Genomic DNA, 26,028 nt, shown 5'->3' with positions numbered 1-26,028 from the left:
TTCCCTTTCCCCGAGCGGTCGTCGGAGTTACGTACCGCCAAGCGAAGGTTCCATATTAAAGGGTACAATTTTTTCTGTTGAAATGCAAGGAAAACTACTATGATAAGCCAAAAAATCTTTGAATATGTCCCACAATCAGACTATTCTGCTCTTCTGAGTATGTTTTGGTGGTAGTGGAGGATTCATTGAAAAACCCCCAAAATTGAACCGTCACTTCTTTTTCTTTCAATGAAGGCTGCCCGCTTAACAAATAGAGATTAAATAGAGAACAATCATCGTGAAGAGTTGAAGATTTTTCAATAACTATCATACCATAATCGATTTCTTCCTTATATCGAATGGTTATAAAATAGGTGCCGTCCTTTGGAAGGTAAAAATAGTCAGCTGTCCGAATACATGTCATGGACTCACCCGATGTCCCCGTATCAGATGGTGGCTGTACCAATTCCCCCTTTAAATAAAAGGGTCTTCCAAGTAGATTTCCTGCTTCCGCTACTGCCCCTTCATCTAACAACTGCCTAATTCTTGTCGAACTGATTTTCTCCTCGTTCAGATCAACTTTATCCACTACTTTATGGGTGAACCTTCCCTTTGCATGATTGGGGAGTGTTTCCATAGAACCTTCTCCTTTAAATCCATAACTAAAATCAAAGCCTGCCACTACTTTTTGAATACGGAGGCGTACAAAAAATTGATCTACAAAGGATTGAGGTGATAGTGAGGCCAGGGTTAAGTCAAAGCGGACCACAAACAAATAATCAATTCCCAGTTGTTCAATAATCTGTTCCTTTTCTCTTAACGGAGTAATATAGTGAACCTGCTGTTTCCCTTTTTTTAGGATAACTGAGGGATGTGGATCAAAAGTCATCACGGCACTTTTCACACCCAGCGCTGCTGCTTCCTGTTCAGCCGAATGAATGACTTGCTGATGACCTTTGTGAACACCATCAAAAAAACCTACCGCGACAACACTTGGTTCAGGTGGTGGAAAAGGAGAAGTGTTATGAGATAGATGAAATGTTTTCACTACATTCACCTGCTTTTTTAAATAGTAAGCTTGATTTATTCAAGAGCTTATATAGTTCCTTAACGGATGATCCTGCACCGAAAGACTACCTGGGGCCTGGCGTTTACCCGCTCATTTAGAGGATTAAAATACGCGAACAGGTTTAATAAGGCCCTGCTTTGTAGGGTGCTGCTGATAAATGGCGAGTACATCTTCATCATACATTACCGTGAAAACCTCAGCCTGGAGTTCTTCAGGCTTTTCTAAAACCCGTCCATGCTTAATCATTATCTGTATCTGTTCATCTACTTTCCATGATTCCATATGAATAAGCCCGCGGGAAAGCGGAAGAAGGACTTTCTCCGGATGCCCTTCATCAACGACCTCCTGTACCGCACTGAAAGTAAAACACTCCTCACCTGAAATGTCAGCCGTCCTTGTACGGACTAATTCAGACATATGAGCAGGATAACCAAGAGCCTTCCCTATATCCACGCATAATGTGCGGATATAGGTTCCCTTAGAGCAGATCACTCGTATGGAGAAGGAGTATGTATCATCCTGCACGTCTTCTTGAATAGAGGTTATTTCAATGCCCTTAATGAGGACTTTCCTGGATGGCCGCTCTACTTCAATACCCTCTCGTGCGTATTCATAAAGTTTTTTTCCATTCACTTTTACAGCCGAATACATAGGAGGGGTTTGAACAATTTCTCCTTTGAATTCTGAAATCACCTTTTGTATATCCTCTTGAGAACATGCATGCTTAACAGGCTCCATTGAGATCGTGTGACCTGTTGCATCTTCGGTGTCTGTTGCATAACCTAATGTTACTCTCGCTTCGTAGACTTTGTCTGTATCCGTTAGAAAAGGTACAATTTTAGTGGCTTTTCCGACGCATAACGGAAGAACTCCCTCGACCTCAGGGTCCAATGTGCCTGTATGTCCAATCTTTTTAGTCTTTAACATCCCTCTTGCTTTACTTACACAATCATGAGATGTAAACCCTTTGGGCTTCCATAATGGAAGAATACCATCCATCTATTCCACCTCTATACTAATAAATTTTCATATGTAAAATCCGTGCTGCTGGGAGCACGGATTTCTGCTTAACTGTCCGTATCATTTAAATCACGCAGAATTGTTTCAATACGATTTCCTTTTTCAATCGCTTCATCGAATTCGAACATGATTTCCGGAGTTTTACGAAGGCGGATTCGTTGTCCGATTTCTGATCGGATGAACCCTTTAGCTTTCGCAAGACCTACAAGAGTGTCATGCTTCTGCTTGTCATCTCCCAAGACGGAAATATATACTTTTGCTTGTTGTAAATCTCCTGTTACCTTTACTTCTGTAACTGTAACAAAACCGACGCGTGGATCTTTAATTTTTTTACTGATGATGTCACTCATCTCTTTTTTCATCTGTTCCCCTACGCGGTTGGCCCTCAAATCATTCATATTTATCCACCTCTTCTAACAAGACATCACAGCCATTCCAGGTGCGTTTCTGTCCGTTCAATCTCTGGAAATGAATCGATGAAAGCTAACGCCTGCTGCATTGTTTTTTCAGCGATTTGTTTATCACTTGAAATTGTAACAAGACCAAGACGGGTGCGCTGCCATAGATTTTGAAACTCAAGTTCGCCGACAGCGATATTAAATTCATTTTGAAGCCTCGTCTTGATCCGTTTCAATACAGCGCGTTTATTCTTCAACGATTGCGCATCATAGATTATACAATCCACTTCAGCGCTTATAATCATGTGCGTTCAATTTCCTGCATTTCAAATGGCTCAATGATATCGCCGACTTTAATATCATTGAAATTCTTTATAGTGATTCCGCACTCGTACCCTTGTTGAACTTCTTTGGCATCATCTTTATAGCGTTTAAGAGCGTCAATTTCACCTTCATAAATGACTACGCCATCACGAATGACACGTACACCGGAATTACGTCCGACTTTACCATCTGTTACATAGGAACCGGCAATCGTACCGATCTTGGATACTTTGAAGATTTCACGAACTTCGACTTGTCCAATGATCTTCTCTTCAAATTCAGGATCAAGCATCCCTTTCATTGCGGATTCAATTTCTTCCATAACTTTGTATATGATATTGTGCAGTCGGATTTCTACATCCTCGGACTCTGCTGCTTTTCTAGCATTCCCGTCTGGTCGCACGTTGAAACCGATAATAATGGCATTAGAAGCAGAAGCAAGCGCGATGTCAGACTCTGTAATCGCTCCTACACCTGTATGAATAATTTTAACCTTCACACCTTCTACTTCGATCTTCTCAAGAGAGCCGGCAAGAGCTTCAACTGAACCCTGCACATCACCTTTAACGATCAGGTTAATATCTTTTACATCCCCTTGTTTAATCTGGTCAAACAAGTCATCAAGACTAACCTTAGCCGTGGAGCTGCGGTTCTCTTCCAGATGTTTCTGGGCACGGGCTTCACCTACGGAGCGGGCTTTTTTCTCATCTTCAAAGACTAAGAAACGATCCCCAGCCTGCGGCACGTTGTTCAGACCAGTAATCTCGACTGGTGTGGAAGGACCTGCTACCTTCACGCGTCGGCCAATATCATTGACCATCGCACGAACTCGTCCCCAAGTATTACCAACAACAATGGAATCACTTACATTCAGTGTTCCATTTTGAACAAGAAGTGTCGCAACAGGCCCACGTCCTTTATCCAATTCCGCTTCGATTACTGTACCATAAGCTGGACGGTCTGGATTTGCTTTAAGCTCTTCCATTTCAGATACGAGAACGATCATTTCCAGTAGTTCATCAATACCTTCACCGTTTACGGCAGACATTTTAACAAAGATGGTTTCACCACCGAAGTCTTCTGCGATCAGCTCATACTCCATCAATTCCTGCATCACACGCTCGGGGTTTGCCCCTTCTTTATCCATTTTGTTAACAGCTACGATAATAGGAACTTCAGCAGCTTTCGCGTGACTGATAGCTTCTTTTGTCTGAGGCATTACACCGTCATCAGCGGCAACAACAAGGATGGCAATGTCTGTTACTTGTGCTCCTCGTGAACGCATGCTAGTGAACGCTGCGTGTCCTGGAGTATCAAGGAAAGTGATTTTTTTATCGTTTTCTTCAATTTGGTAGGCACCGATATGCTGAGTAATCCCACCTGCTTCGCCTTCTGTAACTTTCGTGTGGCGGATTCGATCCAATAGTGTTGTTTTACCATGGTCAACGTGACCCATAATTGTTACAACAGCTGGACGTTCCTGCAGACTTTCAGGATCATCATCAAAAGTCATGCTTTCAATATCTGTATCATCGACGATCACTTCTTCTTCAACTTCAACATTGAATTCACCGCAGATCAATTCAATTGAATCAGCATCAAGCTCTTGGTTTTTGGTAGCCATAACCCCAAGGAACATCAGCTTTTTAATGATTTCAGAAGAATCTTTGTTCAGCTTTTCAGCTAATTCACCTACTGATAAAGTACCAGCATAAGTAATCTTGTCAGGTGTTTGTTTTTTAGGCTTCTTCTGTCCCTGCTGCTGTGGTGCAGGTTTATGTTTTTTCTGGTTGTTGTTTTTCGCCTTATTATTACCAGGCTTCTTATTGGTTTTGCCCTTAGGACCTTTATCCTGTTTCGGCTGGCCGGCATTTGCTGCTTTACCAAATGCTTGATCTAGTTTCTTCGCTGCATCATCTTCCAATGTAGACATATGGTTATTTACTTCTATATTTAGATTTTGCAGTTTTTCGATCACCTGTTTACTGGATAGTTCATTTTTCTTGGCATATTCATATACGCGCATTTTACTCATAAAATCTTCACCCCCGAATAGATTCATCGAGTAGCGATTGCAACTTTTTCGCAAATCCTTGGTCAAGAACTGCGATCGCGACTCTCCCTGCCTTTCCGATGGCTTGTGATAGTGTGTCTCTATCATCAACCACATAACAGGGTATTTCATAAAAGCTGCACTTGTCTGTGAGCTTTTTCTTTGTTTGTTTACCTGTGTCACCAGCAATTAAAACCAGCTTCGCTTTTTTCTTTTGAATATCCTTTATAATGGATTCTTCTCCAAGCGTACACTGACCGGCCCTCATTGCCAGACCAATTAGATTAAGATAGTTCCCGCTCATGATTGGTCTCTTTTCACTTTCGCTTTTAATTCTTCGTATATATCACGATCTACGTTCGCTTTAAGGTGACGGTTCAGAATCTGCTGCTTTTCTGCTTGCTCGATCACTTCAAGGTCCTTTGAAAGGTAAGCACCTCGTCCATTCTTTTTCCCTGTATCGTCCACAAAAACCTCTCCATCTTTATTGCGGACGACACGAATCAACTGCTGCTTAGGGACCATTTCTTGTGTAACAATACATTTTCGAAGTGGTTGTTTTTTGGAACGGGTCATTTTTCTTACCCCTCCTTAATCTTCGAACATTTCTTCATCAAGATCTGAGGAATGATCAGCGTCTTCCTGCTCAGACAGCAATCCTTGTTCACGAGCTTCACTTTCACTCTTGATGTCAATCTTCCAGCCCGTTAATTTAGCCGCCAGACGAGCATTCTGCCCGCGTTTGCCGATAGCCAGGGACAGTTGATAATCTGGCACAATGACTGTTGTAGCTTTATCTTCTTCATCAACGAGTACCTCAACAACCTTAGAAGGACTCAGGGCATTAGAAACATATTCCACAGGGTCTTCAGACCACTGAACGATATCAATTTTTTCCCCTTTTAATTCATTAACGATCGCTTGTACACGCTGGCCGCGTTGACCAACACAAGAACCAACCGGATCGATTTCCTGGTCTTCAGCGTATACAGAAATCTTGGAACGGTCACCCGCTTCACGAGCCACCGATCTTACCTCTACGGTACCATCGTAAATCTCAGGCACTTCCATTTCAAATAACCGCTTCAACAAGCCCGGGTGTGTTCTTGAAACATAGATGTGCGGTCCTTTGTTACTGTTTTCTACTTTCGTAACAAATACTTTCAGACGGTCATGCACTTCATACGTTTCTGTCGGCATTTGTTCACCTTCAGGAAGTCGTGCTTCAATTTTACCAAGATTCACATAAACAAATCGTGGATCTTTTCGTTGAATGATTCCCGTCATTACATCTTCTTCTCTATCCACATATTCCCCATAAATTATGCCACGCTCAGCTTCTCTGACGCGCTGAGTAACGACCTGCTTAGCAGCCTGAGCTGCAATTCGGCCAAAGTCCATAGGTGTCACTTCGACTTCGATGACATCTTCCAGACCATAGTTTGGATCAATTTCATTTGCTTCTTCCAATGAAATTTCCTGCTGCGGGTCCATGACCTCTTCTACTATTTCTTTTCTGGCAAGAACCTTCATAGCGCTCTCTTCTTCATTAATATCCACACGAACATTTGTTGCAGAATTGAAGTTTTTCTTATAAGCAGAAATTAAAGCGGCTTCAAGCGCTTCCAACAACAGATTTTTGTCGATGCCTTTTTCCTTCTCTAAATAATCCATGGCATCAAATAATTCACTACTCAACAGTTTCTCCCCCTTAATTAAACGTAACAGCTAAGTTTGCTTTGGCTATTTTTTGATACGGCACTTCCAGCTGTTTTTTTCTTGTTTTAATACGAATTTCAACAACAGCCGTTGAGTCTTCAAAGGATTTAAGTGTTCCCTCAAACTCTTTCTCGCCGTCAATTGGTTCATATAACTTCATATACACATGTTCGCCAACGTATTTGTGAAAGTCTGCTTCTGTTTTTAATGGACGTTCAGCCCCAGGAGAAGCAACTTCTAGAAAGTAAGGAATTTCAATCGGATCCTCTTCGTCCAGTTTCTCACTTAACTGTTCAGATACTTGACCGCATTCTTCAATATAAACGCCGCCTTCTTTATCAATAAAGACGCGGAGGTACCAATTCTGACCTTCTTTTTTGTACTCGATATCGACAAGCTCCAAGTTCATTTCATCCAGTATAGGTTGGACAAGACGTTCCGTAACGGATGTAACATGATTACTCATGCTCTTCCCTCCTTTGAACACAATAATGTTTGTTTCTTAATAGTATGGGATGTATTGGCTTATTTCATTTAAGTACCAGGGCTTTCCAATATCAGGCGCCAAGAGAAACCGCTATGACAGGATCATAGCGGTTCTTCTCGTGGGCATCCCAGCCCCTGATGCATCGAAATTTCTCCACAAGCAAGAGTCTGATATATGAAGAAAGAGTGGGTTTCCCCACTCTTCTGTCGTTCATATCGCTCTTCTCACCATAGAAAATATACCATAGATACTTGATCTTTGCAACACAGGAAAGTCAATGGCACCAGAGCCTGAAGGTGTTTACTTAGAATAGTGAGAGCTGATTTTCATCAGGCATTCCTTCTAAGCAGCCGAAGTTATCCAGGTATTCAAGAACCGTTTTTGAAATACGGCTCCTTTCTCTTAAGTCCTGTTTAGATAGAAATTCACCTTCCTCACGAGCATTTACTATATTGATAGCGGCGTTTGTACCTAAGCCATCAACTGCATTAAATGGAGGAATTAATTCATTTCCTTCGACTAAGAAGTCTGTCGCACTTGAACGATAAAGGTCGACATTCTTAAATCCATACCCTCTTTCACACATCTCAAGAGAAATTTCAAGAACTGTCATCAAGCTTTTCTCTTTAGGAGTAGCATCCAGCCCTTTACTTTGGATTTCCTGAAGCCGGGCACGGATTGCATCAGACCCTTTGGTCATCGTTTCTAACTCGTAGTCACTAGCTCGCACAGTAAAGTAAGCCGCGTAAAAGTAGATCGGATAATGCACTTTGAAATATGCAATTCTCACAGCCATTAATACATAAGCAGCCGCGTGTGCTTTCGGGAACATGTATTTAATCTTCTTACAAGATTCAATATACCAATCCGGTACACCATGCTTTTTCATTTCTTCAATCCATTCGTCCTGCAGCCCGCGTCCTTTACGAACGAATTCCATGATCTTAAAAGCAAGAGAAGGATCGAGCCCCTTATGCATTAAATACACCATAATATCGTCACGGCACCCAATTACTTCAGGTAACGTACAAATACCGTCATTGATTAACTGTTCTGCATTCCCCAGCCAAACATCTGTCCCATGAGACAAGCCCGAGATGATGACAAGTTCGGCAAATGTTTTCGGTTTTGTATCCTCCAGCATCTGGCGGACAAACCGCGTTCCAAATTCAGGTACTCCAAGCGTGCCGGTTTTACACATGATCTGCTCAGCAGTTACTCCAAGAGCATCTGGACCACTGAAAATTTTCATAACTTCCGGATCATCCACAGGGATTTCTTTTTGGTCTATTCCGCTTAGATCCTGCAGCATACGAATAACGGTTGGATCATCGTGCCCGAGTATATCAAGCTTCAACAAATTATCATGAATGGAATGGAAATCGAAATGCGTCGTCCGCCATTCTGATTTCGTATCGTCTGCAGGGAATTGAATCGGTGAGAAATCATAAATTTCCATATCATCCGGTACAACTATAATTCCACCTGGGTGCTGTCCACTTGTACGCTTGACCCCGGTACAGCCTTGGACTAAGCGGTCAATTTCAGCATTTTTATAATGAAGCTGATGGTCGCCGGCATACCCCTTCACATAACCATAAGCCGTTTTCTCAGCAATCGTGCCGATGGTTCCAGCACGGAAGACGCTGTCTTCACCGAATAACTCTTTCGTATAGTTGTGGGCGTGCGGCTGGTATTCCCCTGAAAAGTTCAAATCAATATCGGGAACTTTATCCCCTTTAAACCCAAGGAATGTTTCAAACGGAATGTCCTGCCCATCTTTTTTCAACGGCGTACCACATTCTGGACAATCTTTTTCCTCTAAATCAAAGCCACTACCAACAGAGCCATCTGTAAAGAACTCATTAAACTGACAGGAAGGACAGACATAATGAGGAGGTAAAGGGTTGACCTCGGTGATTTCGGTCATTGTCGCAACAAAGGAAGAGCCGACAGAACCCCGCGAACCAACAAGGTAACCATCCTCAAGGGACTTTGTTACAAGCTTTTGGGAGATTAGATAGATAACGGCAAACCCATTACCAATGATACTATCCAGTTCTTTCTCCAATCGTTTGACAATTAATTCAGGAACATTTTCACCGTAAAGGCTTTTGGCTTTGTTATAGGACATTTCCCTGATCTCTTGGTCGGCACCTTCAATATTCGGTGTATACAAGTCTTCCTTTACAGGGGAAACTTCACCAATCTGCCCGGAAATTTTATGCGTGTTTGTTACAACCAGTTCTTTGGCTTTGTCCTGTCCCAGAAAAGAGAGTTCATCAATCATCTCGTTGGTCGTTTTAAAGTGAACTTCTGGTAACGTCTGACGGTTCAGCGGGTTACCGTTTTGGGAGGATATGAGTATCTGCCTGTACTGCTTTTCATGAGGGTCCACGTAATGGGTATTCCCAGTAGCAACAACTGTCTTGCCCATTCGCTCTCCCATGGCTACAAGACGCTTCAAAATATCCAGGATTTGTGCTTCTGTCTGAACTAGGTCTTTTTCAACAAGGTGACGGTAATTTCCTGGAGGCTGAATTTCGATATAATCATAAAAGTCCGCTACTTTTTCTGCTTCTTCTTCGGATTTCTGCATCATTGTCTCAAATACTTCACCTTTATCACACCCGGAACCCACAAGGATTCCTTCTCGATTTTTCTTCAATAAAGAACGAGGGATACGTGGAACGCGGTAAAAATAATTGATGTGAGCTTCCGAAACAAGCCGGTAAATGTTCTTCAGTCCAGTGCTGTTGGTTGCAAGAAGTGTACAATGGGAGGGTCTGGACCGCTGATATGCTTTCCCCTCACCCATATAATCATTGAGGTTCTGGTGATTTTTAATGCCTCGTTCCATCGCTTTCTTCACTAACTTCCATAGCAGGTAACCCGTGGCTTCGGCATCATAGATCGCCCTGTGGTGCTGAGTTAACTCAATGTCAAACTTCTTACAAAGTGTGTTTAACCGGTGGTTTTTCAACTCTGGAACTAAAAATCTGGCTAATTCCAGCGTGTCAATAACAGGGTTGGTTGACTTACCTAAATCAATGGACTGATAACCAGCATTTAAGAAGCCCATATCAAAGCTGGCATTGTGTGCAACTAGAATATCTTCGCCCGTCCATTGATGAAAGTCCTTCAACACCTCTTCAATCTCTGGGGCATCTTTAACCATATCGTCTGTAATCCCTGTCAAATCAATCGTTGTCTGGGATAATGGCTGATGCGGGTTGGCGAAGGACTCAAAGCGATCAATAATCTCTCCACCCTGCACTTTTACAGCAGCAAGTTCAATGATTTTGTCGTAAACTGCTGAAAGGCCGGTGGTTTCGACGTCAAATACAACATAAACAGCTTCCTCAAGATCCCTGTCCTGCTCTTCATAAGCGATCGGTACTCCGTCATCTACCAGGTTAGCTTCAAGACCATAGATAATCTTGACTCCATTCTTCTCCCCTGCAGCATGAGCATCAGGATAAGACTGAACAACAGCATGGTCTGTGATGGCAATCGCTTCATGCCCCCAGTCGGCTGCTTTTTGAATCAATCTGGATGGTGAAACAGGCGCATCCATTGCACTCATCGTCGTATGTGCGTGAAGCTCAATACGTTTTTCACCTTCTGGCGCAGAATCTTCTCTTAATTTAGGCTTCACTTCATTGATGTCATTGGCCATCATCGTCAGTTCATTGGTGAAGTTATCCGTTTGAATTCCACCACGTGCCTTGATCCACATCCCCTGCTTCACATGCTTAAACATTTCAGCATGATCGTCACCTCGGGAGAACATTTTAATGGAAAAGGAATCCGTGTAGTCCGTGACCTTTAATAAAAGCAGGTGTCGTCCTGATCGAAGCTCTTTGACTTCGACGTCAAATACATACCCCTGCACAGCCACTTTCTTCTCTTCCTCCTGTATATCTTCCATCATGATAATGTCATCCTGGATCTTATACCCAATTTCAACAGGACCTTTCGGCTTAGAATCGTCTTTCTCCTTCGCCCGTTCTTCCTGTTCTTTCACAGCTTGCTGGACAAGGATTTTATCTTCTTTCTGACGTTCTTCCTGAAATTTTTTAATCTCTTCTTTTCCTTCTTTAACCGTAGTAGACAAGACAAAAGAAGGTAGGCCGCAACGTAAACAGTATTGCTTCAGGGGTTCTTCCAACTTCTTCTGAACTGCATGACTTTCTGCAAGGTTCCTGCAGGTTAACATAATCTTATTCCCGTTAACTTCCGGCTGCTGTTCCATCAGTAAATCTTTATAGCCAGGTGTTAAATTAGTCAATGTCTTTATAAAACTTTGCCAATATTCCACCACATCAGATGACGACACATCTTTTTCCTTCGTTTCAATTGTCCAAGTAACATCTGCTATGGCCCGGAAGGTTGATGTTAATTTCGTTGAGAACAACTCATAAACAGAAGGCGGCAGCGGCTTTGGCATTTGGAAATAAAAATGCCACAATTTCTTCTCACGATAAACAACCAGCTTCTGCATCTCGCTGTCTTTAAAATGAGGTTCAATCAGATCATGTGGAAACTGGATCTGCTCCAGTAAATAATGCATCTTATCCTGACCGCTCACACTCAAAGTGATTCCTCCTCTATCCTTTCACAAAGACTAATCATGGAAATACCCTTGCTTTACTTTCTCCAGCAAGGGTATTTCCAATGTAAAGGGTGTATTAGGCTTTGTACCAATTTTTCACATATTCAACAAGTTCATTTGTATCTAATTCTACCTGTTCTCCTGTTGTCCGTTCTTTCACTTCAACGACACCTTCAGATGCACGTTTTCCAACGGTAATCCGAACAGGAATTCCAAATAGATCACTATCGGCAAATTTTACGCCGGCACGTTCTTTACGATCATCATATAAGACATCAATCCCTGCTTCAAGGAGATTTTCATATAGTTGATCTGCCAATTCTTTCTGGTCTTCCTTCTTAGGGTTCATAGAAAGAAGGTGTACTTGATAAGGGGCAATATTCGCCGGCCACGTAATGCCGCGATCGTCATGATATTGTTCAACAATAGCTGCTAATGTTCTAGAAACACCAATTCCATAGGATCCCATAATCATTGTTTTTGCTTTCCCTTGGTCATTCAGGAAGGTGGCATTCATACGCTCAGAGTAAAATTCTCCAAGTTTGAATACGTGACCTACTTCAATTCCACGGGCAAATTGAATGGTTCCCTGCCCATCTGGAGATGGATCCCCTTCTTTTATAAACCGTAAATCAGCATACTGATTGACAGTGAAGTCTTCACCTGGGGTCGCATTCTTGTAATGGAAGCCATTCTCATTCGCTCCACAAGTAATATTGACCATAGCTTCCACAGCTAAATCAGCTACGACCTCAACCTCTTCTGGTACATTGATTGGACCAAGAGAGCCAAACCCTGCACCTAATAAGCGCTGCGTATCTTCTTCATTTGCTAATTCCACAAGGCCGGCATCAAATAAATTCTTAAGTTTAACGTCATTGACTTCATGATCTCCCCTTGTAAGCGCAAGGACAAACTTCTCATCTACTTGGAAAAGGATTGCTTTTATACCTTCATGAAGCTCATGACCAAAATGGTCGGCTACTTCCTGCATACTTCTCTTCCCTGGTGTTTCAACCTTTTCTATCGGTTTCACAGCCACATCAGGTTTTTCATAGGTAGCAATAACGGGTGCCATTTCAATGTTCGCCGCATAACGGGATGTATCAGAGTAGGCAATTACATCTTCTCCTACTTCTGACAAGACCATAAATTCGTGCGTGTCTTTTCCTCCCATAGCTCCTGAGTCGGCTATAACCGCGCGAAAGTTAAGGCCGCACCTGCGGAAAATATTCGAGTATGCCTGAAACATTTTTTCATACGTTTCATCCAGGCTCTCATAAGATTCATTAAATGAATAAGCATCTTTCATAAGAAATTCACGACCGCGTAAAAGACCGAAACGAGGACGGGCTTCATCACGGAATTTATTCTGAATTTGGAATACTGTTAATGGCAGCTGCTTATAACTTTTGACTTCATTTCGTACAAGACTTGTAATGACTTCTTCATGGGTGGCACCTAGAGCAAACTCTCTATTATGACGATCATGAATTCTCATAAGTTCAGAACCAAATGTTGTCCATCGTCCTGTTTCCTTCCAAAGTTCAGAAGGTTCCAAAGCAGGCATAGCCATCTCATGAGCTCCGATTTTCTCCATTTCCTCACGAACAATGTTCTCCACTTTATTTAGGACTCTACGTCCAATTGGAAGAAAACTATAGATCCCTGAAGCAATTTGACGTATGTAACCTGCGCGGACAAGGAGCTGGTGACTCTTAATCTCCGCATCAGCAGGATTTTCTTTTAACGTTGGAATTAACATATGACTTTGTCTCATAACAAACACCTCAATTCAAAATTAATAAAAGAAGCCGGAAGTCGAGGAAACGCCTGTCACCTTCAGACTTCCAGCTATAAAATCATAGGAATAAGCGTTGAATGTCGTTCCAGGTTACAACAAGCATCAACAGCATTAATAGTGCAAAACCTATAAAATGAACAATCCCCTCTTTTTGAGGATCAATCGGTTTTCCTCTTACCCCTTCCAGACCGACAAATAATAATCGTCCGCCATCCAAGGCTGGTAGAGGAAGTAAGTTGACAATACCCAGGTTGATACTAAGGATCGCTGTCCACATGACAAAGTTTGTGAACCCGGTTCGTACAACCTGGTCTGTGGCATCATAGATTCCTACAGGTCCAGAGAGCATATCCAAAGAAAACTGCCCCGTTACAAGCTTCCCAAGGTTGGTTAATATTAGAGTACTCCACTCATAGGTTTGAGTAAAACCAAAACTGAGTTTTTTTGTAAAAGATTCCTCAAATGCTCGAGCCACCCCTACTTGACCAATCGTCATATCACGATCTTCAATAGCAGCGGGAGTAACATTCAACTCCTGGGTTTCACCTGACCGATTTACGGTTAAGGTTACTTCTTCTTCTGGATGGTTACGAATAATTCTTGTGAATTCTTCCCACGTACTGACTGATTCTCCGTCAACAGCAATGACTTCATCCCCTGCCATTAACCCTGCTTCATCTGCAGGAGAATTATTCTGAATCTGCCCTAATTTGGCTTCATCAGAAGGTACTCCCTGAATAAAACCTAGAATCATAAAGAGAACAATCGCCAGAACAAAGTTCATTAAAGGGCCGGCAAACAGCTGCATGGCTCTTTGAGGCACTGATTTTGAGGCGAATTGTCTGTCATAAGGAGCAATTTGTGTTTCTTTTTCATCCATAACAAACATCGCTTTAGGATCCACTTCAAAAAACAGCTTCTCATCTTCGTCGATCTCGTATCCTTCGATAACAAGCCTATGATCCAAGTCTGCTTTTTCTACTTCAATCACACGCGCATATGGATGTTTGGATTTGTTGTTTACGATAATCCGACTGACTTTTCCTTCTTCATTGAATTCAAGTCCTACATGGTGACCCGCTTTTAAGTCAACGAGCTCAGGATCCTCTCCAGCCACACGGACATAGCCCCCAATAGGAAGAAGACGAATCGTGTATAATGTTTCATTTTTCGTAAATGCGAAGATTTTCGGACCAAAACCGATCGCAAACTCTCGTGCCAGCATTCCTGCTCGTTTAGCAAAAATGAGATGCCCCCACTCATGAACGAAAACTAACAATCCGAACATGAGAATAAATGCAATCACAGTAGTCAAATGAAGCACCTTCCTTTTAATTTAAATGGAAACGGACCCTCTTCCTTGTTTCCTCATCAATAGAAATTATGGTAGACAAGTCAGGGTTATGAATCCTATCGTGCCTTTCCAGGGCTTCTTCAATGTATCTTTCAATATCTAAAAAGGAAATTTTCCCTTCTAGAAACAATTGAACAGCTTCTTCATTCGCCGCATTTAAAACAGTCGGCATAGAACCGCCTGCCTTACCTGCTTCAAAAGCCATCCTCAGACAAGGGAAACGGTCCATGTCCATTTTTTCGAAGTTTAATGTAGCCAGTTCTTCAAGGTTTAGATGGTTCGTCACTGGTAAATCCATACGTTCAGGGTAAGTTAAGGCGTATTGAATGGGGACTTTCATATCCGGGGTCCCAAGCTGAGCAATAACATTACGATCCACATACTCGACCATTGAATGAATGACACTTTCTCTATGAAGAATAACATGAATCTGCTCATAAGGCACATCAAAAAGCCAGTGGGCTTCAATAACTTCAAGCCCCTTATTCATCATAGAAGCTGAATCAATGGTGATTTTTGCGCCCATGCTCCAATTCGGATGATTTAGAGCGTCTTCAACAGTCACACCTTCGAGCTCTTTTCTTGTTTTGTCCCGGAAGCTGCCACCTGAAGCTGTAATAATTAATTTTTCGATGTTTTTTCTCTTTTCTCCATTCAGCGCTTGAAAGATGGCTGAATGCTCACTGTCTACTGGAAGAAGTTCCACTTGATGCTTACGCGCCTCTTCCATTACAAGGTGACCAGCAGTGACTAAGGTCTCTTTATTCGCAATGGCGATGATTTTTTTTGCCTGGATGGCTTTTAACGTTGCCGGTAAACCGATGCTTCCCATAACAGCGTTGACAACCACATCTACAGGTTCGGCTGTACCAGCCTCAATTAAACCTTCTCCTCCACAAAGAATGTAGGAATGATTCAATTCTTTTTGAAGCTTCGCTTTCGTATCTTCATCCTGGACCACAATGATAGCCGGATTAAATTCGTGTATTAAAGGTAAGGCTTTTTCAATGTTCCTGCCAAATGCCATGGCATACAGAGAAAACTGCTCAGGGTGCAGACGGATGACATCCAGCGTCTGGATACCAATAGATCCCGTTGCTCCCAATAACGATACCTGCTTCATCCTTCCATCCCCTTCCTTTTATGAAATAAAGTTAATGAGATGCAGGATCGGCAATATGAAGATTAAACTATCAAACCGGTCCAATACACCTCCATGGCCAGGCAGAATTTTACCTGAATCCTTAACAGCATAATGTCGTTTGAAGGCTGATTCCACAAGATCCCCGATTTGTCCTGCGATCGAGATCAAGATGGTTACAAGGAGAACAAGGAGAAGTGAATGTTCAAGCGGGTAGACCATCTGAAAAATAAATGCAACGACACAGGCTAGAGCAATACCGCCAAGCGAACCTTCAATCGTTTTCTTTGGGCTGATTTGCGGCCAAAGTTTATGCTTTCCAAGCGCTCTACCAAAGAGGTATGCACCTGTATCGGTAGCCCACACAACAAAAAGTGCATAGAAAATATATTCAAGGTCTGCTTCACGCGTCTCTATCAGATAATTGAATCCCATTCCTATATAGATTGCAGATAATAACAGGAATCCAGCATCATCAAAGGTAAAACGATTTTTGACAAGGACCGTATAGCTGAGCAGTACAAGAACAGCCAGAAGGGTGATTTCCGATTTCGTAATTAAATCTTCCGACAACACGGTTTCATCAAACACTTCATAAGGAAACATTAAGGCCCACATTAGAATCAGACCGAGACCTGCTGCGACTGAATACCGGGCTATTTTTTTCATCCGGATCAGTTCAAGCAGTGCAATACTTGCAATAATATAGACAAACGCCTTAAACGGCCACCCACCCAGCATCACAATGGGGATAAAAATAAGTGCTGCAACGACTGCTGTAATTGTTCTTTGTTTCATGAGACTAATTCACACCTTATACTCCGCCGAACCGACGTTTGCGATTTTGAAAATCATAGAGAGCTTTCTCAAAATGGCTTTCATTGAAATCTGGCCAGTACACTTCCGTGAACCAAAACTCGGCATAGGCCAGCTGCCATAACAAGAAATTGCTCAGCCTCTGTTCCCCACTCGTACGGATTAAAAGATCAGGTTCGATTAATTCTGACGTGTAGAGTTCTGAAGAGAATAAATCCTCATCAATATCTGATGTATCGATTTCTCCTTCTTTCACTTTCGAGGCAATTTGCTTCACTGCGTGCACCATCTCATAACGACTTCCGTAATTGAGTGCAAAATTGAGAATCAGTCCATCATTCTCTTTGGTCTTTTCAATCGCTTCATTTACCGCTTTTTGTGTATGAGCTGGTAATACGTTGAAATCACCGATTGTACGGACCTGGACATTTCTCTCAATCAGTTCAGGCAAATATGTATTTAAAAAGTCTACAGGCAGCTTCATCAGGAAGTCCACCTCATTTTTGGGACGTTTCCAATTTTCTGTAGAAAAGGCATAAAGAGTCAGAACCTTAACACCAATATCAGATGCGTAACGTACAATCCTCTTTACGACACCCATCCCTTCCTTATGACCAGCTATGCGGGGCATTCCTCTATTTTTTGCCCACCGGCCATTTCCATCCATAATAATCGCCACGTGTTGAGGCAGATGCATTTCTTCCAGTCCCAGAGGCTGTGGGTGAGGTTGTTTTTTACTTTTTACAAATGGAAACTTGATTGGCATGTTCGATCCTCCAGTCCGTTTGTTCCATCTTTCTATTATATACTAAAATCCACCCGAATGCCGAATCCTTATCCGGTTGAAATAATTAAAGCCGCGCTGCCAAACATCAACAGCGCGGCTTTATACACCTTAAGGCATATGAGGTAAGGAAGAAATCAAACTTCCATGATTTCTTCTTCTTTTGTTTTCGCCAGTTGGTCGATTTTTTCAACGTTCTGGTTTGTTACTTTCTGTACATCGTCTTGATAAGAACGAAGATCGTCTTCCGTCAAGTCTCCATCTTTTTCTAGCTTTTTCAAGCGGTCATTAGATTCACGACGAATGTTACGAATCTGCACCTTCGCTTCTTCCGCATACTTTCCTACTACCTTCGCCAAGTCTTTACGACGCTCTTCTGTCAAAGCAGGGATATTAATCCGGACAATGTTACCGTCACTTGAAGGTGACAATCCAAGATCAGCTTTCTGAATCGCTTTTTCAATTTCAGCGATCGCTGTTTTATCATACGGTGTAATGACAAGCATACGAGGTTCTGGAGCACCCACCTGTGCCAATTGGTTCAGTGGAGTTGCTGCACCATAGTAGTCTACGTATACATTATCAAGGATCGACGGGTTCGCACGACCTGCTCTTACAGTTGCAAGTTGACGAGAGAACGCTTGTACGGCTTGTTCCATTTGTTGTTTCGTCTCATTTATCACGGCTTCAGACATGATTATTTCCCCCTTACGATAGTTCCGATATTTTCGCCCATTACGGCTTTTTTAATATTTCCGTCTTCTGTTATCGAGAATACCAATAAATCGATATCGTTGTCCATACATAATGAAGATGCAGTTGAATCCATTACTCCAAGACCCTCATTAAGAACGTCCATGTAGGAAAGCTGGTCATATTTCATAGCATCCTGGTTGACTTTAGGATCGTCAGTATAAACCCCATCTACATTGTTTTTCGCCATTAAAATGACATCAGCTTCGACTTCAGCAGCTCTGAGTGCCGCTGTCGTATCTGTTGAGAAGTACGGATTCCCTGTTCCGGCAGCAAAAATAACGACCCGTTTCTTTTCTAAGTGACGGATGGCTTTTCTGCGGATATAAGGTTCCGCTACTTGTCTCATTTCTATAGATGTTTGGACACGGGTTGGAATGCCTAAGTTTTCAAGACTATCTTGAAGGGCCAGGGAATTCATTACTGTCGCAAGCATTCCCATGTAATCAGCATTGGCACGGTCCATTCCCATTTCTGCACCAACTTTTCCGCGCCAGATATTGCCGCCTCCGACAACAACAGCGACTTCTACGCCAAGTTCGGCCACTTCTTTGACCTGACGAGAGACTGACTTGATAATGCTGGGTTCTAATCCGTATCCAGCTTCTCCACTCAGAGCCTCTCCACTTAGTTTTAATACGATTCTACGATAGCGAGCAGTAGTCATAGTAACCTCCCGTGTGTTTTACTCATTTCACTAACATTGGTCTGCTCATAGGCTTTTTGCATCTATGTAGCATTTTTGAAAATAGGGAACACTGACAGTGTCCCCTATTTTTCACTATCATTATTTTTTAACTTGGTTCATTACTTCATCCGCGAAGTTCTCTTCACGTTTTTCCATACCTTCGCCAACTTCGAAACGATCGAAACCAGTGATTTGTCCACCAGCAGACGCTACGAACTGCTTAACTTTCTGGTCTGGATCTTTAACGAAGCTTTGTTCAAGCAGGCAGATCTCTTCGAAGAATTTGTTCAGACGGCCTTCAACCATTTTCTCAACGATGTTTTCAGGCTTACCTTCGTTCATCGCTTGAGTTTTCAGCATTTCACGCTCTTTGTCTGCCTCTTCTTGAGGAATTGCATCACGAGATACATAACGAGGGTTAACTGCTGCTACGTGCATAGCTACGTCTTTAGCTGCAGATTCGTCAGTAGAACCTTCAAGAACCGTTAATACACCAATGTTACCACCCATGTGAAGGTAAGCACCAAAAGCGTCATTATCCGTTTTTTCTTTAATAACGAAGCGACGAAGAGAAATCTTCTCACCGATTTTCGCTACACGTTCTGTAATGTAGTCGCTAAGTAGTTGACCTTCACCGTTAAGTTTCTGCTCAAGAGCTTCCTCTACGGTTGCAGGCTTCTGAGAAACAAGGTGCTGACCCAGGTCTTTAAGAAGTTCTTTGAACTGGTCGTTCTTTGTTACGAAGTCTGTTTCACAGTTCACTTCGAAAAGTACAGCTGTGTTACCGGAAATTTCAATAGAAGCAGATCCTTCTGCAGCAATACGGTCTGCTTTCTTAGCTGCTTTAGAAATTCCTTTTTCGCGGAGCCATTCAACCGCTTTGTCCATGTCACCATCAGTTTCAGTCAGTGCTTTTTTACAGTCCATCATTCCAGCACCTGTTTTTTCACGAAGTTCTTTTACCATTTTTGCATTTACAGCCATTGTTAAAGCCTCCTTATTAATGTACAAGTAAGAATAGAGCCGGCGGTACTTAAGCGTATTACCGCTGAGCTGTATGAATAAGATTATCTTCTTTAAAAAAGGTGATAAAGGTATACCCCCTTATCACCTTTAGAACATCCTTACTCTTGAGCAGCTTCTACTGCAGCTTCAGTTTCTTCTGTTGTTTCTGTTTCTTCCCCTTGTTTCGCTTCAAGGACAGCGTCTGCCATCTTAGAAGTCAACAATTTAACGGCACGGATTGCGTCATCGTTCGCTGGGATGACATAATCAATTTCGTCTGGGTCACAGTTTGTATCAACGATACCAACAACTGGGATATTTAGTTTGTGAGCTTCAGCAATTGCGATGCGCTCTTTACGAGGATCGATAACGAACATTGCATCTGGAAGGCTCTTCATTTCTTTGATTCCGCCTAGGAATTTAACAAGACGATCTTTTTCTTTAAGCATGTCAACGACTTCTTTTTTAGGAAGTACGTCGAATGTACCGTCTTCTTCCATGCGCTCGATATCTTTCAAACGATTAATACGTTTACGGATTGTTTCAAAGTTAGTAAGCGTTCCACCCAACCAACGTTGGTTGATGTAATACATGCCACAACGAGTTGCTTCGTCGCGTACAGTATCCTGCGCTTGTTTTTTAGTACCTACGAAAAGAATGTTACCGCCATCAGCAGCGACCTCTTTCACGTAGTTAAATGCTTCATCAACCTTCTTAACTGTTTTTTGCAGGTCGATGATGTAAATTCCGTTACGCTCTGTGAAGATGTATTTCTTCATCTTCGGATTCCAGCGACGGGTTTGGTGTCCAAAATGAACACCTGCTTCAAGTAGCTGTTTCATAGAAATTACAGACATAATAGTTCCTCCTGTTTGGTTTTTTTAGTATCCTCCGCCTCTTTCATTTCCTAGAGTGAACTCTTTAAAAAGAGCAACCTCACTTAAGGATCCAAAGGCGTGCGTATTGACACCGTCAGTAAATATACCATAAGAGTTTGTCTCATTCAAGTTTTTTCTTGTATTTTTTGTTGGAATTTATATAGAAGCTCTGTTTCTGTCTTTCCTTTTCCCAGGTGCTTAGCAATTTCATTAAAACTATACCCTTGAGCTTTCATGTCTATGATCTTTGAATGAGTGGAAGGTTGATAGGTTTCAGGGCCCTCAGCAGGGATAGGAGGTTCATATGTATGTTCACGCTCCTGATGCCCTTCCTGCCTTTCGTCATTCTTCCAATGAGAACCGATATGTTCATTACCCTTCACATCTATATCCGAACGTGACATCCATGCTTCCATGCGCTTATTCTCTTCTTTTATTTCATAGAGATAGGAAGAGAACAAATCTTCTATTTCTGAAGCGACCTGTTTTTGTCTAAGTTCTAACTCTTCTGCTGCTTTAACTTTTTTAGTCATTGCAAATAAAGCAAAAAGAAGTAGACCATCAATTATAAAACTGATCACTATAAAAAACAACGACATGCATTCCCCTCACAATCTTTCCCAGCTTTTATTTCTTATTATATCTGCACCATTTCCTGTAACGAATGTTTCAGTTTGTAGATCGCTTTCGCATGAATTTGAGAAATACGTGACGTTGTAAGTTCCATAACATGACCGATTTCTGTCAATGTAAGCTCTTCTTGATAGAAAAGACTGATCACAAGTTTTTCTTTTTCCTTCAACTGTTCAATTTCATAAGCAAGCTCCACGTAGTTTTCTTTCTTGATTAAAGATTCGTCCGGGGTATAGGTAAGATCATCAGGAATGGAATACCCAATGCCCTCTTTATGATTCCCGCTGCCGTCTTTCGGTTTCTCTTCCATTGATAGAACATTGGAGAATAGTGAGTCTTTTACTGTTTCTTCTACTTCAGAAGGAGTCAGATTAAGAACCTCCGCAACTTCCGATGAAGTGACGGGTCTTTGCAGCTGCTGCTCTAACTGCTCGGTTACATGGTCAATCTTTTTGGCTCTATCCCGTACAGATCTTGGCAGCCAATCTTCCTTTCTCAACCCATCGATAATAGAGCCGCGTATTCGGAAGGATGCATACGTATCAAACTTTAAATCCCTGGATCGATCGAATTTCTTCAACGCATCATACAACCCCAGCATACCAAGACTTCTTACATCATCTTTACTTACACTCTTTGGTAAATGGGAAGCTATACGATGAACATGATAATTGACTAGATACTCATACTGCTGGACCAAGTGGTTGGCAGCTTCCCCATCCTGCTTGTCTGTCCATGCATTCCACCATTGTTTTTCTTGAGGAGATAAACAGCCTGCCATTTCAATCCTCCCCGCTCCTTAATTTTTCTGTCTGTATTAGATCTCTTCTATAAATATAAAACACAGATAACTTCACATACTTGCACCATTAAAGCTCATGAACTCCCTTATAAACGGTTTTTATTCTAAGCGTTCCCGTATCAGGATCAAATTCAATTGTTCTTCCACTTGTCCCACCAACATCTTCTGCTATGACCGGAATGCTGAATTGTTTTAATAGACTTCTCACAGCCTCTATATTTCTCATGCCAATTCTCATCATTGAGCTGTTTCCGCTATACGAAAACATTTGAGCTCCGCCAGCAATCTTAGCTTTTAAGCGCCAGCGGACGGCTCCTGCCTCCTGCAGTGAATCCATTAAATCAATCAGTGCCGTATCCGCATATTTGGCTCTATTTACCCTGTTTTTTCTCGCCATACCAGAGTCAGGGAGCATGATATGGGCCATTCCCGCCAGTTTGACAACTTCATCATAAAGAACAATGCCAATACATGATCCTAACCCTGAAGTTTTGAGCATTTCAGAAGCCCTTCCCACGCCCATTTCTCCTATCCCTATACGGATGCACCGTTTAACTTCACTCATGACTGGATACTCCGAGAGATTGAAATATGTTTTCAAAAGCGTCAGGATCAGGGAATAAAAACAGATGTCCCTTTTCTTTCTCGTTCGCTTCTCTATCTCTGTCTGAAAGAGACGTTTCAATAGCAATAGCATAATCACTCACTCTGGACATCTCCATGAGACCTGTACTTAAAATAGCTCCCGCCATATCTCTTGCTGCAGAAGGAACAGACGGCTGAAGGTGAAGTCCGGTAAAATCACTTAAAGCCGTTAAGTATGCGCCTGTCATAATGTTACTTATTTCTTGAAGGGCGGAAAAAGCAAAGTCTCTTTCTCCCTCTCCCCCTTCATTTAGATTAGAGATTCCAGTAAGTGAATAAATATAATCTTCAGCCTGGTAAGGGGAAAGAAGAAGGAATATGCTCCCAGGTGCATCTCCTTCAATTCTAAGAAACATCCCGACAACCTCTTCTTCTGCACCGCCTGCTACATCCATCACTTCTTCATAACTTGCTATTTTCACATTTGGAACATACATGGTGACTGTCTTGTTAAGAAGCTTGGATAAAGACGTCGCTGCATGAGCTGAACCAATGTTGCTCACTTCCTTAAGAACATCAAGGTGCAGCGGCTGAAAATCAAGCTTACCGCCGCCTCTACACATGGACATGCTTTAATTCCAATACATCCTCTTTAGAGAGAATCTTTTCCAGGTTTAATAGAATAAAGAGGCGATTTTCAAGCTTCACTACCCCCTGGATATAGTCAGCTTCAATTTCTCCTACAACTTCAGGAGGAGGTTCAATCCATGTTTCATCAAGGTCAAGGACATCGTTTGCCGAATCAACAATCAATCCTACATTCATTCCTTCAATGGTCACCGTAATCATTCGGGTTTGGTCAGTTATTTCTGCGTCATGAATCCCTAATCTCTCACGCAGATCAATCACAGGAGTGACCACACCCCTCAAATTCAACACCCCTTTAACAAAAGACTTTGTTCCAGGCACGCGGGTAATTGGCATCATCCGTTCAATGGAACCAACTGTGTGAACGGGGATGGTATATTCTTCATCTTTGATTTGAAAGACGATTACTTTTACATACTGGTTCTGTTCATCAGCCATCTTTTTTCTCCCCTTCTATTTTATCAGTGCATTGCTGTCCAATATTAAAGCTACCTGCCCATCACCTAAAATCGTTGCTCCGGAAATGGCAAATGCTCCAGATAAATAATCGCCCAGAGACTTTAAGACAACTTCCTGCTGTCCTATAAACGAATCAACGACCAGTGCTGCTGTCTTCTCTCCTTTGCGGATGATAACCACAGAGTAATCATCATCTTCTTCAAGCGTATAAGGGACTTCAAATAGATCCTTCAATAATAAAAGGGGGACAATCTTCCCTCTAAAATCAATCACTTTTTTATTATGAGCATGAAGAACATCTTCTTTTTTCACCATGGCTGTTTCTATGATAGAGGATAAAGGTATGGCGTACTTTTCCTTCTGCACTTCTACTAACATGACAGATATGATAGATAAAGTGAGTGGCAGCTGAATAGAAAACCTACTGCCTTTACCAGGGATAGAATCAACCGTAATACTCCCTCCGAGCGATTCGATCGTATTTTTCACAACATCAAGGCCTACCCCTCTGCCAGATACATCCGAAATCTGGTCAGCTGTTGAAAATCCGCTTTCCATAATTAAATCGAACACCTGAGCATCCGTCATCTGCGCCGCCTGTTCCTCTGTCACTACATCATTAGAAACAGCTTTTGCAGCAACTTTATGACGATCAATGCCTTTGCCATCGTCTGTAATTTCAATGAACACATGGTTTCCACTATGATAAGCTTTCAATTCTAATTGACCCGTTTGAGGTTTTCCAACTGCCCCCCGCTGATCAGGGGTTTCGATGCCGTGATCGATCGCGTTCCGTATCAAATGTACAAGTGGGTCCCCGATTTCATCGATAACCGTGCGATCAAGTTCCGTGTCAGCTCCAACGACGCTCAATTCAATTTTCTTATTTAAATCTTTGGAAAGTTGACGTACCATTCTCGGAAAACGATTAAATACTTGATCGACTGGAACCATCCGCATATTTAAGATAATGCTTTGCAGATCACCTGATATCCGGGTCATATGTTCGACTGTTTCTTGTAATTCTTTATGCTGCAGATCATCAGATATTTGTTCCAACCGGCCTCTATCAATCACCAGTTCTTCAAACAAGTTCATCAATGCATCCAGACGGTCGATGTTTATACGAATTGTCCGGTTTGCGACTGGCTTGCTGTCTTTCTCCTGATTATTTGCTTTTATGCTCTTATTCTCAGATTCTTTTTTATCTTCCTCTATATCCCTGGTGTTTGTATTCTCTTCTGAAGGGGCGGGAGTTTCATAATGGCTGATGTTTACATGTTCAATTTCCGAGACTTTATATATTTTAGATTGAAGATCCTCAGCTGTCATACCGGTTACCAGAAGAATTGTAAATGTTGTATCGAATTCCTCATTTTCAAGCTGTTGAACAGGAGGTTGCGCCTGAATGACTTCCCCACATTCTTCTAAAATTTCAAAAACCATATAGACTCGGGCGGCTTTTAATACACAGTCTTCACGAAGAGTCACTTCAATCTGAAGATTGTTCTGACCCATCTCCTTCGATTGCTGTATTATACTTAAGGTGAATTCATCTAAAACGAGAGAGTTTTCTCTGTCTTTCTTTATACCAGGCTGAAAATGAGATGGCTGCGACAGTGACATGCTGCCGCCACTTTCAATGGCGTGAAGCAGCTGGACAACTTCCTCTACATCTCTTTCTCCTGCCCCGCCTTCAGCAATATCAAATACCATTGCCTCAAGATCATCCACAGAGGCAAAGACAACATCTAACACTTCTTCATCTACCATTAATTTTTCGTTCCTTACAGCATCAAGAACATTTTCCATTTTATGAGTTAAGTTTGAAAGATCCTGAAACCCCATCGTAGCCGCCATTCCTTTTAAGGTATGAGCAGATCGAAAAATTTCGTTTACAATGGTTACATCCTGAGGACTTTTCTCCAAGACTAGCAGCTGATCATTCATGGATTGCAAATGCTCTTTACTTTCATCAATAAAGATTTCCAGGTACTGGTTCGTTTCCATCCCT

The 26,028-nt window shown here is 42.1% G+C and carries 25 protein-coding genes; all 25 read right to left on the bottom strand.

Annotated elements, in window-relative coordinates; translation table 11 throughout:
* Nucleotides 1-97 precede the first annotated feature (97 nt).
* Nucleotides 98-1,027: a bifunctional riboflavin kinase/FAD synthetase gene (locus LC036_RS04650; protein ID WP_226578873.1), complete on the bottom strand. Its 930-nt coding sequence runs from the start codon at nt 1,025-1,027 to the stop codon at nt 98-100.
* Between the two features lie 123 nt (nt 1,028-1,150).
* Nucleotides 1,151-2,047, bottom strand: coding sequence for a tRNA pseudouridine(55) synthase TruB (gene truB / locus LC036_RS04645; protein WP_226578871.1), 897 nt, complete (start codon nt 2,045-2,047; stop codon nt 1,151-1,153).
* Nucleotides 2,048-2,115: 68 nt separating this feature from the next.
* Nucleotides 2,116-2,466: a 30S ribosome-binding factor RbfA gene (rbfA, locus tag LC036_RS04640; protein WP_226578869.1), complete on the bottom strand. Its 351-nt coding sequence runs from the start codon at nt 2,464-2,466 to the stop codon at nt 2,116-2,118.
* A gap of 26 nt (nt 2,467-2,492) precedes the next feature.
* Entirely contained in the window at nt 2,493-2,771 is a 279-nt protein-coding gene (locus LC036_RS04635; RefSeq protein ID WP_226578867.1) for a DUF503 domain-containing protein, read from the bottom strand.
* Nucleotides 2,768-4,825 carry a translation initiation factor IF-2 gene (infB, locus tag LC036_RS04630; RefSeq protein ID WP_226578864.1) on the bottom strand — a complete coding sequence of 686 codons (2,058 nt, stop codon included), beginning with the start codon at nt 4,823-4,825 and terminating at the stop codon, nt 2,768-2,770. The genes LC036_RS04635 and infB overlap by 4 nt, the downstream gene beginning before the upstream one ends.
* A gap of 7 nt (nt 4,826-4,832) precedes the next feature.
* On the bottom strand, nt 4,833-5,147 hold the full coding sequence (locus LC036_RS04625) for a YlxQ family RNA-binding protein (protein WP_226578861.1): 315 nt from the start codon (nt 5,145-5,147) through the stop codon (nt 4,833-4,835).
* Entirely contained in the window at nt 5,144-5,419 is a 276-nt protein-coding gene (rnpM, locus tag LC036_RS04620) for an RNase P modulator RnpM (protein WP_226578858.1), read from the bottom strand. The genes LC036_RS04625 and rnpM overlap by 4 nt, the downstream gene beginning before the upstream one ends.
* 15 nt (nt 5,420-5,434) lie before the next feature.
* A complete protein-coding gene (gene nusA / locus LC036_RS04615; protein WP_226578855.1) occupies nt 5,435-6,541 on the bottom strand; it encodes a transcription termination factor NusA in 1,107 nt (368 codons plus the stop codon).
* 13 nt (nt 6,542-6,554) lie between these two features.
* Complete coding sequence (gene rimP, locus LC036_RS04610) at nt 6,555-7,028, bottom strand: ribosome maturation factor RimP (RefSeq protein ID WP_226578852.1); 474 nt, start codon at nt 7,026-7,028, stop codon at nt 6,555-6,557.
* Between the two features lie 325 nt (nt 7,029-7,353).
* The gene (locus LC036_RS04605) at nt 7,354-11,646 is read right to left on the bottom strand and encodes a PolC-type DNA polymerase III (RefSeq protein ID WP_226578848.1); all 4,293 of its coding nucleotides are present in this window, start codon (nt 11,644-11,646) and stop codon (nt 7,354-7,356) included.
* A gap of 94 nt (nt 11,647-11,740) precedes the next feature.
* On the bottom strand, nt 11,741-13,444 hold the full coding sequence (locus LC036_RS04600; protein WP_226578845.1) for a proline--tRNA ligase: 1,704 nt from the start codon (nt 13,442-13,444) through the stop codon (nt 11,741-11,743).
* Nucleotides 13,445-13,526: 82 nt separating this feature from the next.
* The gene (rseP, locus tag LC036_RS04595; protein ID WP_226578843.1) at nt 13,527-14,783 is read right to left on the bottom strand and encodes an RIP metalloprotease RseP; all 1,257 of its coding nucleotides are present in this window, start codon (nt 14,781-14,783) and stop codon (nt 13,527-13,529) included.
* A 16-nt stretch (nt 14,784-14,799) separates the two neighbouring features.
* Nucleotides 14,800-15,945: a 1-deoxy-D-xylulose-5-phosphate reductoisomerase gene (gene dxr, locus LC036_RS04590; RefSeq protein ID WP_226578841.1), complete on the bottom strand. Its 1,146-nt coding sequence runs from the start codon at nt 15,943-15,945 to the stop codon at nt 14,800-14,802.
* Between the two features lie 18 nt (nt 15,946-15,963).
* Nucleotides 15,964-16,761 carry a phosphatidate cytidylyltransferase gene (locus LC036_RS04585; RefSeq protein WP_226578839.1) on the bottom strand — a complete coding sequence of 266 codons (798 nt, stop codon included), beginning with the start codon at nt 16,759-16,761 and terminating at the stop codon, nt 15,964-15,966.
* A gap of 16 nt (nt 16,762-16,777) precedes the next feature.
* Nucleotides 16,778-17,545 (bottom strand): isoprenyl transferase, encoded by a 768-nt coding sequence (locus LC036_RS04580; RefSeq protein WP_226578837.1) that lies wholly within the window; start codon nt 17,543-17,545, stop codon nt 16,778-16,780.
* A gap of 155 nt (nt 17,546-17,700) precedes the next feature.
* Nucleotides 17,701-18,258, bottom strand: a complete 558-nt coding sequence (frr, locus tag LC036_RS04575) for a ribosome recycling factor (RefSeq protein ID WP_226578836.1) — start codon at nt 18,256-18,258, stop codon at nt 17,701-17,703.
* 2 nt (nt 18,259-18,260) lie between these two features.
* A complete protein-coding gene (pyrH, locus tag LC036_RS04570) occupies nt 18,261-18,983 on the bottom strand; it encodes a UMP kinase (RefSeq protein ID WP_226578834.1) in 723 nt (240 codons plus the stop codon).
* Between the two features lie 120 nt (nt 18,984-19,103).
* Nucleotides 19,104-19,988, bottom strand: coding sequence for a translation elongation factor Ts (gene tsf / locus LC036_RS04565; protein WP_226578829.1), 885 nt, complete (start codon nt 19,986-19,988; stop codon nt 19,104-19,106).
* 140 nt (nt 19,989-20,128) lie between these two features.
* The gene (gene rpsB, locus LC036_RS04560; RefSeq protein WP_074734064.1) at nt 20,129-20,866 is read right to left on the bottom strand and encodes a 30S ribosomal protein S2; all 738 of its coding nucleotides are present in this window, start codon (nt 20,864-20,866) and stop codon (nt 20,129-20,131) included.
* Nucleotides 20,867-21,012: 146 nt separating this feature from the next.
* Nucleotides 21,013-21,468, bottom strand: a complete 456-nt coding sequence (locus LC036_RS04555) for a DUF6115 domain-containing protein (RefSeq protein WP_226578826.1) — start codon at nt 21,466-21,468, stop codon at nt 21,013-21,015.
* A 56-nt stretch (nt 21,469-21,524) separates the two neighbouring features.
* The gene (locus tag LC036_RS04550; RefSeq protein WP_226578823.1) at nt 21,525-22,301 is read right to left on the bottom strand and encodes a FliA/WhiG family RNA polymerase sigma factor; all 777 of its coding nucleotides are present in this window, start codon (nt 22,299-22,301) and stop codon (nt 21,525-21,527) included.
* A gap of 88 nt (nt 22,302-22,389) precedes the next feature.
* Nucleotides 22,390-22,887: a chemotaxis protein CheD gene (locus tag LC036_RS04545; protein ID WP_226578820.1), complete on the bottom strand. Its 498-nt coding sequence runs from the start codon at nt 22,885-22,887 to the stop codon at nt 22,390-22,392.
* Nucleotides 22,880-23,536 carry a chemotaxis protein CheC gene (locus LC036_RS04540; RefSeq protein WP_226578818.1) on the bottom strand — a complete coding sequence of 219 codons (657 nt, stop codon included), beginning with the start codon at nt 23,534-23,536 and terminating at the stop codon, nt 22,880-22,882. The genes LC036_RS04545 and LC036_RS04540 overlap by 8 nt, the downstream gene beginning before the upstream one ends.
* Nucleotides 23,523-23,993: a chemotaxis protein CheW gene (locus LC036_RS04535; RefSeq protein ID WP_226578815.1), complete on the bottom strand. Its 471-nt coding sequence runs from the start codon at nt 23,991-23,993 to the stop codon at nt 23,523-23,525. Before LC036_RS04535 ends, LC036_RS04540 begins: the two co-directional genes overlap by 14 nt.
* Before the next feature lie 15 nt (nt 23,994-24,008).
* Nucleotides 24,009-26,024, bottom strand: a complete 2,016-nt coding sequence (locus tag LC036_RS04530; RefSeq protein ID WP_226578813.1) for a chemotaxis protein CheA — start codon at nt 26,022-26,024, stop codon at nt 24,009-24,011.
* Between the last annotated feature and the right edge of the window lie 4 nt (nt 26,025-26,028).

The organism is Halobacillus litoralis (assembly GCF_020524025.1).
In the GTDB taxonomy this organism is placed as follows: Bacteria; Bacillota; Bacilli; order Bacillales; family Halobacillaceae; genus Halobacillus; species Halobacillus litoralis_D.
Note: the sequence above shows the minus strand (reverse complement) of the source record. Positions and strands in the feature narration are given on the sequence as shown.

What these genes read in the sequence shown, in the direction of transcription:
- truB (WP_226578871.1), bottom strand. Translation starts at nt 2,047, where the DNA reads ATGGATGGTATTCTTCCATTATGGAAGCCCAAAGGGTTTACATCTCAT.
- rbfA (WP_226578869.1), bottom strand. Translation starts at nt 2,466, where the DNA reads ATGAATGATTTGAGGGCCAACCGCGTAGGGGAACAGATGAAAAAAGAG.
- LC036_RS04635 (WP_226578867.1), bottom strand. Translation starts at nt 2,771, where the DNA reads ATGATTATAAGCGCTGAAGTGGATTGTATAATCTATGATGCGCAATCG.
- infB (WP_226578864.1), bottom strand. Translation starts at nt 4,825, where the DNA reads ATGAGTAAAATGCGCGTATATGAATATGCCAAGAAAAATGAACTATCC.
- LC036_RS04625 (WP_226578861.1), bottom strand. Translation starts at nt 5,147, where the DNA reads ATGAGCGGGAACTATCTTAATCTAATTGGTCTGGCAATGAGGGCCGGT.
- rnpM (WP_226578858.1), bottom strand. Translation starts at nt 5,419, where the DNA reads ATGACCCGTTCCAAAAAACAACCACTTCGAAAATGTATTGTTACACAA.
- rimP (WP_226578852.1), bottom strand. Translation starts at nt 7,028, where the DNA reads ATGAGTAATCATGTTACATCCGTTACGGAACGTCTTGTCCAACCTATA.
- LC036_RS04600 (WP_226578845.1), bottom strand. Translation starts at nt 13,444, where the DNA reads ATGAGACAAAGTCATATGTTAATTCCAACGTTAAAAGAAAATCCTGCT.
- dxr (WP_226578841.1), bottom strand. Translation starts at nt 15,945, where the DNA reads ATGAAGCAGGTATCGTTATTGGGAGCAACGGGATCTATTGGTATCCAG.
- LC036_RS04585 (WP_226578839.1), bottom strand. Translation starts at nt 16,761, where the DNA reads ATGAAACAAAGAACAATTACAGCAGTCGTTGCAGCACTTATTTTTATC.
- LC036_RS04580 (WP_226578837.1), bottom strand. Translation starts at nt 17,545, where the DNA reads ATGCCAATCAAGTTTCCATTTGTAAAAAGTAAAAAACAACCTCACCCA.
- frr (WP_226578836.1), bottom strand. Translation starts at nt 18,258, where the DNA reads ATGTCTGAAGCCGTGATAAATGAGACGAAACAACAAATGGAACAAGCC.
- pyrH (WP_226578834.1), bottom strand. Translation starts at nt 18,983, where the DNA reads ATGACTACTGCTCGCTATCGTAGAATCGTATTAAAACTAAGTGGAGAG.
- tsf (WP_226578829.1), bottom strand. Translation starts at nt 19,988, where the DNA reads ATGGCTGTAAATGCAAAAATGGTAAAAGAACTTCGTGAAAAAACAGGT.
- rpsB (WP_074734064.1), bottom strand. Translation starts at nt 20,866, where the DNA reads ATGTCTGTAATTTCTATGAAACAGCTACTTGAAGCAGGTGTTCATTTT.
- LC036_RS04550 (WP_226578823.1), bottom strand. Translation starts at nt 22,301, where the DNA reads ATGGCAGGCTGTTTATCTCCTCAAGAAAAACAATGGTGGAATGCATGG.
- LC036_RS04545 (WP_226578820.1), bottom strand. Translation starts at nt 22,887, where the DNA reads ATGAGTGAAGTTAAACGGTGCATCCGTATAGGGATAGGAGAAATGGGC.
- LC036_RS04540 (WP_226578818.1), bottom strand. Translation starts at nt 23,536, where the DNA reads ATGTCCATGTGTAGAGGCGGCGGTAAGCTTGATTTTCAGCCGCTGCAC.
- LC036_RS04535 (WP_226578815.1), bottom strand. Translation starts at nt 23,993, where the DNA reads ATGGCTGATGAACAGAACCAGTATGTAAAAGTAATCGTCTTTCAAATC.
- LC036_RS04530 (WP_226578813.1), bottom strand. Translation starts at nt 26,024, where the DNA reads ATGGAAACGAACCAGTACCTGGAAATCTTTATTGATGAAAGTAAAGAG.